The following is a 14,778-nucleotide window of genomic DNA, read 5'->3' on the forward strand; positions in this document are numbered from 1 at the left end:
ACAATCCAAAAATCAACATCATTAAAGATTTATGCGGAGTGAAAAAGACGGCATAGGGCTACTTGCGAAACTTGAATTTTTCATAATGTGCTGGTTTAAGTTTATCTTCTAGTTGGACGATTTACTGTGCCCCGGGAGGAACCACCCGAACTCCGGGAAGGCGATGAACTCCGGGAAGGCGAATAGCTGCTGCCTGAACTTCGGGAAGGGGTATAACTGCTACCCGAACTCCGGGAGGCCGATGAAGGTCTCCGGGGAACATAATTCGAAGAACTGTTGTTATTATAAGTCGGTCTGTAACTATTTTGAGGACGATTATAAGTTTTTACATTACCTGAACCGCTACCGGCCGGACGGGTATACCTGTTGTTCGTAGTGGTTGAAGGCCGGGTTGTGGTAGACGGCCGGTTAGTCGTTGTTGATGGCCGCGTTGTCGTTGTCGGGCGATTCGTCGTTGTCGATGGCCGTGTGGTTGTCGACGGCCGGGTTACCGGACGTGTTCCCCCTTGTGAGGGGCTGGACGTATTGGTTCCCGGGCGTATATTCGAGCCTGTATTCGGCCGGGTGATCGTTCCTGGGCGGGTAGTTGTCGTATTCGGCCGTGTCGTACCTGTCGGCCGGTTGATACCGGAAGTATTGGGGCGTGTTGTACCCGGACGGTTAACCGTTCCGGTTGAATTGCCCGGACGGGTGGTTGTTCCTGTTCCTGGCCGTAAAGAGTTACTGGTGCCCGGGCGTAACACACTTCCTGTACCCGGACGGGTGCTGTTCGGGCGGTTCAACCCATTGTTGCTGTTGGGCCGATTTCCGTTGGGGCGTATGCCGCTTACTCCGCCTCCGAATCCAGGCCGTTGTCCTGCCCAATGAGGCCGGTTGGGCCTGTTGGGATAATGACCGCTTCCACCGCCCCAGTGCGGATAATCCCAACCGGGATGTCCCCAATGTGGGTGATGCCAGTGTGGATAACCCCATCCCGGATAGTAACCACCGTACCAGGGGCGATACCAGGGATCGTACCAACCTCCGTACCAAGGATCGTACCAACCTGAATTCCATCCGAATCCGATGCTCCAGCCCGGACCGCCCCAGCCCAGATTCAGACTCCAGTTGAAACGGTTGTTGAAAGTAGCGTCGAAAGCCCAACTGTCGAAGCGGGGATTGTTCCATACGATGGTCCAGATATATTTCGGATAAGTACCGAAAAGCAGGGAAGAATATAAATTGATGTTCGTATTGGACGGAAACCACCAGTAACGTCCGTTATCTGTATAGACATTCCAATCCGAATCGAACGAAAGGTTGAGGGCTATTTCCTGCCCATTGCTGAAATTGGCGAATCCTTCGGGATACATGTTGATGATCCGTTGTATTTCTGTCAAATCGCTGGCCGGGCCCCGGTAGCCTCCGAGCCAGTATCCGGTATTTTCGTACAAGGTCATATCGATCTCTTTATTGTTGGCAAGCTTCTCTTCTGCTTCCCGGGTCAAGCTTTGGATATTCACTTGCTCCAATTGCCCGCTACGGGCATTGATCTTCGTGTTGTTACTACTCGAGAAGGTGGCAGGCGGTGTACTGCTACCTGCCGAACGGGAGATTTCCCCGGCTAAGACAGTCGGATCGACCGGTTGTTCGGTCCCGATATCATGTCCGGTAAGATTTTCTACTTCCCGGATAGCCAGCGCTTTTTTCCCGGGGACGTAATAGATATCGTCCTCCATGATAGAGCTGAAATTCCGGGTAGTGGAACAGGATACTATTATAAAAGCAAGACCTGCTATGTATAAAGAAAATTTCATGTTGTTTTATTTATTCGTTTTATTATTAATATCAAAAAGTATACCAAGAAAAAATTTGCTATTGTTTTTATAATTCTTTTTTAACCTGTTGCCGATCATGGAATAAAAATAATCAAATTCGGTCACATCTACTATTTTTTTCCTTAAATTTGCTCCCGTTTTATCAAATAATAAGAAGATGGGCAAGTTTTTAACATCAAGAAGCGAAGATTACTCACAATGGTATAATGAATTAGTGGTAAAAGCCGGTTTGGCCGAACAATCCGTAGTGAGAGGATGTATGGTGATCAAGCCTTACGGATATGCGATCTGGGAGAAGATCCAGCGTCAGTTGGACGATATGTTTAAACAAACAGGGCATGTCAATGCTTATTTCCCGTTGTTGATTCCCAAATCTTTTTTCTCTAAGGAAGCCGATCATGTCGAGGGGTTTGCAAAAGAATGTGCTGTTGTGACGCATTATCGCTTGAAAAATGATCCGAACGGAGGAGGAGTTGTTGTCGATCCGGCAGCAAAATTGGAAGAAGAGTATATCATTCGTCCGACTTCGGAGACCATCATCTGGAATACTTATAAAAACTGGATACAATCCTATCGGGATCTGCCGATTTTGTGTAATCAGTGGGCTAATGTGATGCGTTGGGAAATGCGTACCCGGATGTTTTTGCGTACGGCTGAATTTTTGTGGCAGGAAGGACATACAGCCCATGCTACGAAAGAAGAGGCGTTGGAAGAGGCCAATAAGATGGTGAGGGTGTATGCCGATTTTGCACAAAATTGGATGGCTGTTCCCGTCATTATGGGCTCGAAGAGTGAGAGCGAGCGGTTTGCAGGTGCCCTGGAAACCTTTACGATCGAAGCTCTGATGCAGGATGGAAAAGCTTTACAAGCCGGTACTTCGCACTTCCTCGGACAGAATTTTGCCAAAGCTTTCGATGTACAGTTCACCAATGCTGAGGGAAAACTCGAATACGTGTGGGCAACTTCGTGGGGGGTATCGACTCGTTTGATGGGCGCTCTGATCATGGCTCATTCGGATGATAACGGTTTGGTATTGCCTCCGAAATTAGCACCTTTGCAGGTGGTTATCGTGCCGATCTATAAAGGGGCCGAAGGATTGAAAATAATCAGCGATAAAGTACAGGGGCTGATTGAAAAACTGAGAGCTAAAGGAATCTCCGTAAAATATGACGATCGCGATACCCAGAAACCGGGGTGGAAATTTGCCGATTACGAGTTGAAAGGTGTGCCTGTGCGTTTAGCGATGGGAGAACGGGATTTGGAAAACGGTACCATCGAAGTGGCTCGCCGCGATACTTTGACGAAAGAAACTTTGCCTTTGGAGGGTATTGTCGGACATATAGAAAAATTGTTAGGGGATATCCAGGAAAATATTTATAAGAAAGCATTGGATTTCCGCAATAGTATGATCACTAAAGTGGATTCGTACGATGAATTTAAAAATCTGCTGGAAAGTAAAGGCGGATTTTTCCTTTGTCATTGGGATGGTACTGCAGAAACTGAAGAAAAGATAAAAGCCGATACCAAAGCGACGATCCGTTGTATTCCTTTCGATAGCCCTGAAGAAGAAGGAAAAGATATGGTGACCGGTAAACCGTCTCATCGGAGAGTGTTGATTGCGAAAGCCTATTAATGTAATATGTAAAGAGCTAAAAGCTGGCAGGTAAGTTTGCTGTTTTTAGCTTATAGCTTTTTACTTTTAGCTTTTTTGCTTTTTATGATGAATGTTACTGACCGTTTTTTGAAGTATGTAGGTTATGGTACTCAGTCTGACCCGAATACGGGATTGAATCCCAGTACACCGGGACAGATGGAGTTTGCCCATGTATTGAAGGAAGAGATGGAAGCTATAGGTATCCAGGAGGTGGAACTGGATGAATACGGCTATGTGATGGGAGTTATACCTTCTACTGTGGAACGGGAAACGCCGGCTATCGGGTTTATCGCCCATATGGATACCAGCCCCGAAATGAGTGGCAGGCATGTAAATCCCCGGATTATCGAGAATTATGCGGGCAATGATATTGTGCTGAATAAAGAGAAGGGAATCGTACTTTCGACGGAGGAATTTCCGGAATTGATGAATTATGTAGGGCAAACATTGATCACTACAGATGGGAATACCTTGTTGGGTGCGGACGATAAAGCCGGAATCGCCGAGATTTTGACCGCAGCCGAATATCTGATCGGACATCCCGAAGTTAAACACGGTAAAATATGCATCTGTTTCACTCCCGATGAGGAAATAGGGGAAGGGCCCGATCATTTTAATGTAAAAAAATTCGGGGCTAAGTTTGCCTATACGATGGATGGAGGAGAGATCGGAGAATTGGAATTTGAGAATTTTAATGCCGCTAATGCCCGGATCGTTTTCAAAGGACGGAATATTCATCCCGGATATGCGAAGAATAAAATGGTCAATTCGATTGCTGTAGCCAATGAGTTTATGGCTAGTCTGCCTAAAAAAGAAGTGCCTGAAAATACTTCCGGTTACGAAGGTTTTTTCCATGTGTATTCGATAAAGGGAGATGTGGAAACTACCGAGATCGAAATCCTGATCCGTGATTTTGACCGGGAACGTTTTGAATGGCGCAAAAATACGATCGAGAACGGGGTGCGTGAATTTTCCAAACGTTTTGGGCTGAAAATCGAGTTGGAATTGAAGGATCAGTATAGCAATATGCGTGAAAAGATCGAACCGGTTCACTACATTATCGATATTGCAAAGCAAGCCATGCAGGAGTTGAATATCAAGCCGTTGATCGTGCCGATCCGGGGAGGTACGGATGGGGCACGGTTGTCGTTTATGGGGTTACCTACTCCGAATCTTTTTACGGGAGGACATAATTTTCACGGGCGCTATGAATATATACCCGTTTATGCAATGGAAAAAGCCGTACAGCTGATTATACGGATTGCTGAATTGTGTACGAAAATCTAGTTTGACTTTTTAAATCGTTTCATAAGGCAGAACTTCAGAAAACCGACTTTCTTTTCCGGGTTCGGATAGTTTTCTGGTCAGAGATGAAATTATATCTCGTCATCACGTTGTGATTGTCATTGATATTCCGGTCCGATCGGGTGATGAGTCGGTAAGAATCGGTATTGCTGCCGAAACCGGTTCAGGAACCGGTTTCGGTTGGGAAATATTGTGATAAATTAAAATAAATTCACTACTTTTGAGGAAGTGTTTTTAAATAGCGTGGTTATGAAAAAGTACATTTCTGAAATGATCTTTACTTTCATCTTTGTACTGGTTGTTTTGGGTGTAACCGATGACAAGAAGGGAACACCGGTGATGTGTGGTTTGGCGATCGGACTGACGTTAGTGTTGGTACATATCGTTTGTATCCCTATCACAGGAACTTCTGTAAATCCTGCCCGTAGCATCGGACCGGCTCTTTTCGAAGGGGGGAAGGCATTGACACAGTTATGGTTGTTTATCGTCGCTCCTTTTGCCGGTGCTGCTTTATCGGCTGTCGTGTGGAAGAGTATCGGCAGCGAAAAATAACGATTCGAATTCTTTCGTTCTTGTCGGGAACAGGACTGTCTCTGTTTGGATAATCCTATAAATTCTCCCGACAAGAACGAATGAAGTTTCGGTGAACTGAAAATGTTCAGGACCTGAAAAACGGATAAAGTATAACAGCGGGGCGGGGAAAGTATCGTCCAATCGACGAAAGTCCCCGGGGGAGCGGGAATCTGACGTATTTCTGTCTTTTACGATGCTTTCAGGCTTTATGTTATCGGAGTAACCGATAGGGCTGTTAATTCAGCATCCGGTATTCATTGGGAGTGACTCCTACCACTTTCTTAAATAAGCGGCTGAAATGTTGCGGATATTGGAAACCGAGCTCATAAGCGATTTCGCTGATGGTTTTGCCGGTGTCGAATACTTTTTCTTTTGCGATATCGATCAGTTTGGTCTGGATATGTTCGGAAGCGGTTTTCCCGGTCTCTTTTTTGATCAGATCGCCGAAATAATTGGCGGACAGATGCATTTGATCTGCACAGTATTTTACTGTCGGCAGGCCCGAACTCTCCGGTTTTTCGGAATAGAAATAGTCGTTCAGCAAATTTTCGAACCGGGTGAGAATGTCTTTGTTGACATTTTCGCGGGTGATGAATTGACGGTCGTAGAAACGGACACAATAGTTGAGGAATAATTCGATATTGGATACGATCAACCGCTGGCTGTGTTTGTCGATGGGGTGATACAGTTCTTCTTCGATATTACGGAAACAGTCGATGATGATATGACGCTCTTGCTCGGAAAGATGAAGGGCTTCGTTCACCTGATACGAAAAAAAGGTATAGTCTTTGATCGTACGGCCTAGAGTGGTTCCCCGTAAAAGATCCGGGTGAAAGACCAGGGCCATCCCCTGCGGTTGATAGACTTTACCGTCGTCTTCGACGCCGATTACCTGGCCCGGAGCAAGAAAAACAAGTGTTCCTTCCTGATAATCGTAATAGTTACAACCGTACCGAAGATTTCCACATTTTATTTCTTTCAGAAATACCGTGTAAAAACCGAAAGAATGGAGACCGTGCCGGAGACGGCATGATTGGGCCAGATTGATGACATTAACCAGCGGATGTAAAGTCTCTTGTCCTAAAAATTCATTATACTGATGAATCGTGTCGAATTTTTGAATGGTATTCATGGCTGTTGTATTTTATTCGATACAAATTTAAATATTTTTTTATTGCCTGATTCATAGGATGTACCGGATCGGTAAAAATGGTAGGATAATCCGTAATTGGTGTACTTCCGATCTGTTTGTCTCCCGTATTTTTGTCATGTCGGAAAAACTTTATAATTTGGAAGATGAAAAAGTATCAAGACTATAAAATTGAAGAACGGTATTGAAATGCCGGTTTTGGGTTTCGGAGTCTGTCAGGTGGCTTATTTCATCGCAACCAGGGCGGAGACGGAGACGGAAAAGATCGAACGTACTTTCGATTGTTTACGGGGTACGGCTTGTCTGGAAAATTCCTGCGGGAAAAGGGGGATCGCTGTCACCGGACTATGGCGAGAGGGAGAAATGGACGGTTTGCTTGATATGAAGCAGACCAATGAAATGGGTAAAGCGGTTTAAGGCCGGGAAAATAAGTCGGAGAAATATGGGTAAAAAAAGATTTCGTATGATGTGGGTGATTTTGAGTGTTATCGTTTTGTCGGCTGTAGTTGGAGTCGTATTTGTGAATATGCCGCAATTCGGTCGTTTACCCCGGGGAGAACGTTTGGCTAGAATCGAACGCTCGGCCCATTACCGGGATGGAGAATTTCGTAACTTACACGAAACGGTATTGATGACTTCCGGCAAAGGATTTTTTCAAAATTTGACGGGCTTTTTATTCAGGAAACAAGCAGGACTGAGGCCGGATAGTACTCTGCCTGTTATCAAAACCGATTTACAGACCCTGAACCTCTCAGAGGATCTGTTGGTTTGGTTCGGCCATTCTTCCTATCTGATCCAGATGGAGGGTAAACGTTTACTTGTCGATCCGGTATTTTGTACGGCTGCACCTGTTTCGTTCGTAAACAAACCTTTCAAAGGAACGGAGGTGTACCGGCCGGAAGATATGCCCGATATCGACTGGGCTATTCTGGAAAACGGTCAGTACAACGAAGGGTGGAAATATATCCACCTGATGCCCGGATATATGGCAGCGGTAGCCAGGGAATTGAAAGCGGCAAAAATTCTGACGGTTCATCATTCTAAATATGCTTTGGCTACTCATCCCTGGGACGAACCGTTGAAGAATGCACGGAGGATGCGGGATAGAGATTCGCTACCTGTAGTTATTCCGCAAATAGGCGAAGTTGTAAATATGACGGGACATTGACCGGATGCTGTATGGATATGCTTATCAATCATCATCTGAGGTCAGCTTTTCCCGTTCTTTTTTGCTTAGGCTTCGGACTACGATTTCGTAGGATTTGCCGACCAGTTCTTTTATCATGATATCGGGGACATCCTGGTTAAAGTAAACGCTGATCCAATATTTCTTGTTCATATGCCAGCCCGGTTTTATTCCAATATATCCGGCTTGTAATTCTCCGGATTCTTCGGGTTGGCATTTGAGGCAACAAAAATCGAAAACTTCGATATTGACGAAGCAAAACCATTTATCCGCTACGTAGAAACACAGGACGTCACGGCTGTATTTATCGGCAACTCCTGAAAATGGCATCTTTTCGTATACTCCTTTGAATGACAAGCAATATGCTCTGAACTCTTCAATATTCATTTCTGTTACGATGGATGAGACCGGACAAAAATACGGTATATTTATTTAGATTCAAGCTTAAATTCTCCTGTTTTTATGGATAGATATCCGGAAATGTGCCGTAGGCCGGGTATTGAAATTATCTCTCTTTATTTTCAGGGTTTGGCTGCAACGTATGGTTATCCGGTCGGCTGGAATAGCAGAATGTAAAATGTGGTCGGTTGGATGATTTTGTAGAAAGGGGTAGACTTGTAAATAAATAAATTTTTTTCAATCCTGACTACCCCGTTTTTCGTTTGAGATTGTTATAAGAATGAAAACACAATAAATTTCAGCAGATTTTTCAAAATTTAATGAATGTAATTAATCCGGAATGAGGAGCTTAAATCTGTAAATAGAAAGACTTTGAAAGTGGCAGAAAGCTATTTGACGATTTTTGATTTAGGATAGATTAAAAAATGTTTTTATGCGATTGGATATGAATATTTTTCAGATAGCGGCTAAGTATGCAACCAACTTAATGGGGATTGCTACGCCGGAAGAACGGGAGGCGTTGGAAAACTGGAAGCAGGAAAGCGTGTGGCATACCAATCTGGCGGAGAGATTGGATCAGGAAGAAGATTTTAAAGCAAACCAGCAGTTGTTGGAACGTTTTTCTGTTACAGAGGCCTGGAAAAAAATGGAGAAGAATCTGGATAAGGCTATGGGAAGACGTGCCGGGGGGAGGAGGTGGTGGAAATATGCTGCTGTCATTTTAGTGATGTTGGGAGGTGGATTCTGGTATTTTCAGATGAAAACAGCTGTGCCCGTAAAGCCGCCCCTTATTGTGCAGCAGAGTATTCCTTCCGGAAAGCGAAGTGCAAAATTAACCTTAGGAAATGGAAAGGTGGTAAAGCTTGTTCCGGACGGTCGGTTTACTTTGGCAGAGATGGATGGTACTGTGATTCAAAAGGATTCTACGGGGATTGATTACAGGCAGATCGGAGTAGGTGAAGATACGCTTGTTTATAATCAGATGGAAACTTTGACCGGGATGGAGTATACGTTGACTTTATCTGATGGTACGCGGGTTTATTTGAATGCTGAGAGCCGGCTAAAATATCCGGTAGTATTCCGTGGCACAGAGCGGGTGGTAGAATTGAGTGGAGAGGCTTATTTTAAAGTGTCTAAAGATGCACTTCGTCCTTTTGTAGTAAAGATGAATGGGGTGAATGTACGGGTGTTGGGGACTTCGTTTAATGTTCGTTCATATGCAGATGAAGGGCAGGTGGTAACAACTTTGGTGGAAGGAAAAGTGAAGGTGAACGATCAGGATATTGTGGCAGGAGAGCAGGCCGTGTATTCGAAAAATGACGGTAAAACGACCGTACGGCAGGTTGAAGTAGAACAATATGTGGCCTGGCAGGAAGGAACGTTTGTATTCCGGAATGAACGATTGGAAAATGTTATGAAAACATTGGGGCGTTGGTATGGGGTGGAATTTCATTTTATAGACGAAAGAGCTAAAGAAATCCGGATCGGTGCAAGGTTTGGAAGGTATGATGATATGCAACCGATTGTTGATATGATAAAGAAGACAAATTTAGTAGAGGTGTTGCAGACAAACCGTTGTTTGTATATATCGGAGAAAAAATGAAATTAAAGATGATGATACTGAATACGAATAGGGTGGATGGCAAGGGGATATGAGGATAGAGAAATGAAAATATAGCGTTTGGGGTATACGGGTTTGAAATAAAAATGTTCCCGGTGGTCTGCGAAACTGGCCGGGAACATGCTTAAATAATCAAAGTGTGTTAAACTTTAATTCAACAAATTTATGAAAAAAAATCCTGGAATGGTTTTTCCCGCCCGGGGAAAACTCTCTAAAATTTTATTTGTGGTGAGACTGAAGTTTTTTTTGATTTTGTTTAGCTGTTTTCAGCTGAATGCAGCAGTACATTCTCAAAATAATGTAAGAATCAGTTTGGATTTGGAAAATGTGTCTTTGGAACAGGTGATCTGGGAGATTCAAAAGAAGACGGATTTTGTGTTTATGTACGGAACCCGTGACATTGAAGGAGTGAAGCAATTGACGGTACAGGAAACGGATAAGGAGGTGAATGAGATTTTGAAAACGTGCCTGAAAAATACTGGTCTTTGGTTTGAGATTTCCGGAAATGCCGTAGTGATAAAAAAAGAAGTGACAGCAACCGAAGGTCGTAAGATCACCGGAAAAGTGGTGGATGAAAAAGGGAATCCGCTACCGGGAGTGACGGTCATTATCAAGGGAACTTCTTTAGGGACGGTGACTAGCGTAGAGGGAGAGTTTACAATCACTTTACCTGTGGCTGATGGACAAGCCTTGTTGTTTTCTTTTGTGGGGATGGAGACGATGGAGGTGAAGATTACGGATAAGAATGATTATAAGATTGTCTTAAAGGAGGATGTAAAGGCACTTGACGATGTGGTGGTGACCGGATATTTTAATAAGAACAAAGATAGTTTTACAGGGGCACAGGTAACCGTGAAAGGGGACGAGCTAAGGAAGGTGACTACCGGGAATGTGCTTCAGGCACTTTCTGTATTTGATCCTTCTATCCGCTTTGAGGACAATATAGACATCGGATCGAATCCTAACCGGATTGCTGATTTTACGATTCGGGGAAATTCTGGAATCGGGCTGACTGAATTTGAAAAGGAAGCAGTGAGCCGGGATAATCTGAAAAATAATCCGAATCTGCCTACGTTTATCATGGATGGTTTTGAAGTAGATGCAGAGAAAATTTTTGACCTCGATATTGAACGGATCGAATCGTTGACTATTCTGAAAGATGCTTCGGCAACGGCTATTTATGGTTCTCGGGCAGCGAATGGAGTGATTGTTATCAAAACGAAAGCTCCCTCGGAAGGACAGTTGCGGGTGAACTATAATTTTACTGCTTCTATCGCTATACCGGATTTAAATGGATACGACTTATTGGATGCCCGTGAGAAGTTGGATTTTGAAAAGAGCATAGGCATGTATAAAGATAATAATGCTGATGCGCAGATCAATAAAGATAAAGATTATAATTATAAACTGAGTCTTGTTGAGAGTGGAGTGAATACCTATTGGTTGTCTCAGCCTTTGAAGGTAGAGTTTAATCAAAAGCATAGCATATTCATTGAAGGTGGGGATAAAGCGGTTAGATATGGTATTGATTTTAAGTATGATAAAGACAATGGGGTGATGAAAGGATCGGCTCGTGACCGCGGAGCTTTAGGTTTTTCACTTTCTTATAATCTAAAAGATAAACTTTTAGTAAGGAATTATCTCACTGTCAATAAAGTGAAATCTAAAGAATCCCCTTATGGTGACTTTTCCCAATATGCCTTGTTGAATCCCTATTATCCTTTTCAGGATGAGCACGGTAATCTGATCCGTAAGATGACGCAATACATAAATACCAATAAGCAAATTTGGAACCCTGTGTATGAAGCAACGGTAGGAAATCGGGATGAAAGCGAGTATCTGGACGTGACCAATAATTTCAGTCTGGAATGGAGTATCGTACAAGGATTACGTTTGCGGGCCAATTTCTCTTACGGTGAAAAGAAAGAACAAGTAGAGACTTTTGTTTCACCGGAATCATTGCAGTATGAAAGTTATGAGTTGTCGTCCGGTGAAGGATTGTTGAATAAAGGAGAAGGGTACCACGGGACGAGTAATACGTATAGTATGGATTTTAACTCGGTATTGACTTATTATTTGGGAGTGGGTAAACACTTTATCAATACGGCATTAGGTGTCAATCTCACAGAAAGTGGTAGTCGTAGTGTGAACTTCGACGTGAGAGGTTATCCTTCCAAGATGATGGATTATATCTCTTTGGCGAAGGAGTTTACCAATACCCATCCCGGAGGAAGTGAGGGAAAAACCCGATTGGCAGGTTTTTTTGCCAATGTCAATTATTCTTATGCGAATCGCTATTTATTGGATTTATCGGCTCGTTTGGATGGTTCGTCCATGTATGGTTCGGAATCTAAATTTTCTCCTTTCTGGGCAGTTGGTTTGGGTTGGAATATACACCATGAAAAATTTATGGAAAATACCGGTATTTCCAGACTGAAGATCCGTGGGTCTATTGGAACGACAGGAAAGGCTTCTTTTCAACCCTATCAATCTCAGACGATGTTCGAATATATACAGGACGGCTGGTATGCGACAGGAATCGGGGCAACCCTGATGGCTTTAGGGAATCCGAATCTGAAATGGGAAACGACGACTGCTTACGACTTGGGATTGGATTTCGGCATGTGGGAAGATCGGTTGACGGTGACTTTCGGGTATTATCTGAAAAAGACCAAAAACCTTTTGAGCAGTGTTACTTTGCCTACTTCTCTGGGATTTATTGATTATAAAGAAAACCTGGGACAGATGGAAAATGAAGGAGTGGAATTGGCTTTACGGAGTTTTGTCTATAAATCGAACGATTGGAATGTCAGTCTGTTTGTGAATATGGCTCATAATAAGAATCGTATCGTATCCATTTCGAATGCTTTGAGTTCCTATAACGATAAAGCCGATCAGGAACAGGCTAACAATGACGACTATAAAACCAAACCGATGGTCCGGTATAAAGAGGGAAGATCTTCAACCGCTATTTATGCGATGAAATCGTTGGGCATCGATCCTGCTACCGGAAAAGAGTTATTCCAGCGTCAGGATGGTACTAATACGTACGTTTGGGATCCGAAAGAGAGTGTGGTATGCGGTGATACAGAACCGAAAGTGACCGGAGCATTCGGAACGAATATAACCTGGAAGCAACTCAATCTAAACATGAATTTCAGTTATCGTCTGGGAGGACAGGTGTACAACCAGACCTTGATCAACCGGGTAGAGAATGCTGATCCGAGAGATAATGTAGACCGTCGGGTATTGGAGCAACGCTGGCAGAAACCAGGCGACCATACATTTTATAAAGACATCAACGATAAGTCGACGACTCCGGCTAGTTCCCGTTTTATACAGGATGAAAATGTATTACAGTTGGGATCTTTGTCATTGTCTTATGATTTGAAGAAAGAATGGCTGAAACCTATCGGTTTTGATATGGTTCGTTTGACTGCAATGATGAATGATGTGTTTCGTTTGTCGACAGTGAAGCGGGAGAGAGGGATTTCTTATCCATTTGCCCGTAGTATGAGTTTAGGTGTAATGGTTCAATTTTAATGCAATAGAATATGAGTTACAAAAAAATTAAAAATATGACAGCTGCAATCCTGTTGGGATGTGCTGTCCTCTCACAGTCCTGTACGTCGTGGTTGGATATTACTCCGGAGGCACAGGTGAACGACAAGAAAATATTTTCTACTCCTCAGGGATTTAAGGATGTATTGAACGGGATTTATATTACCGCTTCGGGTGAAAAATTGTATGCCAATAATTTATTGTTCGGATTTACGGATGTTTTGGCTCAGTATTACGCTATTCCGGACGAGACACATGAGTTTGCCCAGTTGGCCAAGTACCAATACAAGGATGTGAATATTTCGCCTAAAATTGATGAGATGTGGCTGGAATTGTATTTCTGTATTGCCAATTGTAATATTTTATTGGAAAGATTGGAGGAAGTCGGTCCGGATTTTTTTGAGGATGAGCGTACTTATTATATTTTACATGGAGAAGCCAGGGCTTTAAGGGCTTTTTTCCATTTTGATCTGTTGCGTTTGTTTGCACCTTCGTATAAAGCAGATCCGGGATATACAGCTATTCCGTATATTACAAAATATTCGAATAAAGTGTCGCCTCAAAAGACGGTCAGTGAAGTGATCGATAGTGTGATTGTAGATCTGAAAGCTGCCGTTACCGATCTGGAAGGCCGGGATCCTATTTTTGATCCGTTGTATCAGGCAACTACTGGCTCGGATATGTATATGTGGACCCAGCCGATGCCTGACCGGAATGAATTTTTGTCTTATCGTGGATTCCGTCTGAATTATTATGCTGTGAATGCTTTGCTAGCACGGGTATATGCTTATAAACTGGACAAAAAACAGGCTTACGATTATGCTAAAATTGTGTTGGAATCGGGAGTATTCAAATTTACCGATTATTGGAAGATTACTAGCGATATTCAATATCGGAACCGGATTTTACGGCCTGAGATCGTCTTTGGATTCAATGTACCCCGGATGACTAAAGTGTTTGAACCTTATTCGCCCAGCTATAGTAGCAGCAAAAAGTGGTTGACGATAAAGAATAGTGAACAGATGTTTGAAGGAAGTGCCAATGATTACCGTTTGAACTATCTGATGGAGCATGAAATATTGGCTGCTTTCGATCGGCCCAGTTGTATCAAATTTGTGAAACCTGAGAATGCTGATGAGATGACGGAAGAGGAGATGGGAAGGATAGCTCCGATGATTCGGATTAGTGAGATGTATTATTATGTTTGTGAATATCTGATGGATAGCGATCTGAATGGAGCTAAAACAGAATTACAGAAATTACGGAATGCCCGGAATGCCAAGGAGGCCTTGATTGCAAATTCACCCGCAGAGCTGGAAGATGTGATTGTTAACGATGCCCGCCGGGAGTTTATGTGCGAAGGGCAGCTGTTTTATTTCTACAAACGGTTGGGACGGAAAGTAGTAGATGAGTCCGGAAATTATACCATGACGGAGAAAGATTTCGTATTACCGTTGCCGGACGTGGAATTGGAATTCGGTAACAGATTGTCTGAACTTTATAAATAGAAAG

General features: G+C 43.3%; 10 protein-coding genes and 1 pseudogene. 8 read left to right on the forward strand and 3 right to left on the reverse strand.

Annotated features, from left to right (window positions below):
- Positions 1–101: 101 nt before the first annotated feature.
- Positions 102–1,796, reverse strand: a complete 1,695-nt coding sequence (locus tag WS42_RS01850; RefSeq protein WP_046450692.1) for a dermokine domain-containing protein — start codon at positions 1,794–1,796, stop codon at positions 102–104.
- A gap of 178 nt (positions 1,797–1,974) precedes the next feature.
- Here WS42_RS01850 and proS point away from each other — a divergent pair, with 178 nt between their 5' ends.
- The 3 genes and pseudogenes from proS to WS42_RS01870 all read left to right on the forward strand — a co-directional run.
- Positions 1,975–3,450, forward strand: a complete 1,476-nt coding sequence (proS, locus tag WS42_RS01860) for a proline--tRNA ligase (RefSeq protein ID WP_046450693.1) — start codon at positions 1,975–1,977, stop codon at positions 3,448–3,450.
- Between the two features lie 87 nt (positions 3,451–3,537).
- Positions 3,538–4,758, forward strand: a complete 1,221-nt coding sequence (gene pepT, locus WS42_RS01865; RefSeq protein ID WP_204248638.1) for a peptidase T — start codon at positions 3,538–3,540, stop codon at positions 4,756–4,758.
- Positions 4,759–5,034: 276 nt separating this feature from the next.
- A pseudogene (locus WS42_RS01870) lies at positions 5,035–5,328 on the forward strand (aquaporin); the annotation flags it as partial.
- Between the two features lie 256 nt (positions 5,329–5,584).
- On the opposite strand, the gene WS42_RS01875 reads toward WS42_RS01870, so the two are convergent.
- Entirely contained in the window at positions 5,585–6,481 is an 897-nt protein-coding gene (locus tag WS42_RS01875) for a helix-turn-helix domain-containing protein (RefSeq protein WP_046450694.1), read from the reverse strand.
- 189 nt (positions 6,482–6,670) lie between these two features.
- Here WS42_RS01875 and WS42_RS01880 point away from each other — a divergent pair, with 189 nt between their 5' ends.
- Positions 6,671–6,916, forward strand: coding sequence for a hypothetical protein (locus WS42_RS01880; protein WP_022159990.1), 246 nt, complete (start codon positions 6,671–6,673; stop codon positions 6,914–6,916).
- 25 nt (positions 6,917–6,941) lie between these two features.
- Entirely contained in the window at positions 6,942–7,667 is a 726-nt protein-coding gene (locus tag WS42_RS01885; RefSeq protein WP_046403868.1) for an MBL fold metallo-hydrolase, read from the forward strand.
- 24 nt (positions 7,668–7,691) lie between these two features.
- On the opposite strand, the gene WS42_RS01890 is transcribed toward WS42_RS01885, so the two are convergent.
- Entirely contained in the window at positions 7,692–8,072 is a 381-nt protein-coding gene (locus WS42_RS01890; protein WP_022159988.1) for an MmcQ/YjbR family DNA-binding protein, read from the reverse strand.
- Positions 8,073–8,517: 445 nt separating this feature from the next.
- On the opposite strand from WS42_RS01890, the gene WS42_RS01895 reads away from it, so the two are divergent.
- The 3 genes from WS42_RS01895 (at position 8,518) to WS42_RS01905 (ending at position 14,774) form a co-directional block, all read left to right on the forward strand.
- The gene (locus WS42_RS01895; protein WP_046450695.1) at positions 8,518–9,687 is read left to right on the forward strand and encodes a FecR family protein; all 1,170 of its coding nucleotides are present in this window, start codon (positions 8,518–8,520) and stop codon (positions 9,685–9,687) included.
- 183 nt (positions 9,688–9,870) lie between these two features.
- The gene (locus WS42_RS01900) at positions 9,871–13,248 is read left to right on the forward strand and encodes a SusC/RagA family TonB-linked outer membrane protein (protein ID WP_087381757.1); all 3,378 of its coding nucleotides are present in this window, start codon (positions 9,871–9,873) and stop codon (positions 13,246–13,248) included.
- A 35-nt stretch (positions 13,249–13,283) separates the two neighbouring features.
- Entirely contained in the window at positions 13,284–14,774 is a 1,491-nt protein-coding gene (locus WS42_RS01905) for a RagB/SusD family nutrient uptake outer membrane protein (protein WP_162610004.1), read from the forward strand.
- Positions 14,775–14,778 lie beyond the last annotated feature (4 nt).

It is taken from the genome of Odoribacter sp. N54.MGS-14 (assembly GCF_000980295.1).
Classification (GTDB): domain Bacteria; phylum Bacteroidota; class Bacteroidia; order Bacteroidales; family Marinifilaceae; genus Odoribacter; species Odoribacter splanchnicus.

Bases quoted from the DNA above. Each gene is read 5' to 3' on its own strand.
- WS42_RS01850 (WP_046450692.1), bottom strand. From the start codon at position 1,796: ATGAAATTTTCTTTATACATAGCAGGTCTTGCTTTTATAATAGTATCC.
- proS (WP_046450693.1), top strand. From the start codon at position 1,975: ATGGGCAAGTTTTTAACATCAAGAAGCGAAGATTACTCACAATGGTAT.
- pepT (WP_204248638.1), top strand. From the start codon at position 3,538: ATGAATGTTACTGACCGTTTTTTGAAGTATGTAGGTTATGGTACTCAG.
- WS42_RS01875 (WP_046450694.1), bottom strand. From the start codon at position 6,481: ATGAATACCATTCAAAAATTCGACACGATTCATCAGTATAATGAATTT.
- WS42_RS01885 (WP_046403868.1), top strand. From the start codon at position 6,942: ATGGGTAAAAAAAGATTTCGTATGATGTGGGTGATTTTGAGTGTTATC.
- WS42_RS01890 (WP_022159988.1), bottom strand. From the start codon at position 8,072: ATGAATATTGAAGAGTTCAGAGCATATTGCTTGTCATTCAAAGGAGTA.
- WS42_RS01895 (WP_046450695.1), top strand. From the start codon at position 8,518: ATGCGATTGGATATGAATATTTTTCAGATAGCGGCTAAGTATGCAACC.
- WS42_RS01900 (WP_087381757.1), top strand. From the start codon at position 9,871: ATGAAAAAAAATCCTGGAATGGTTTTTCCCGCCCGGGGAAAACTCTCT.
- WS42_RS01905 (WP_162610004.1), top strand. From the start codon at position 13,284: ATGACAGCTGCAATCCTGTTGGGATGTGCTGTCCTCTCACAGTCCTGT.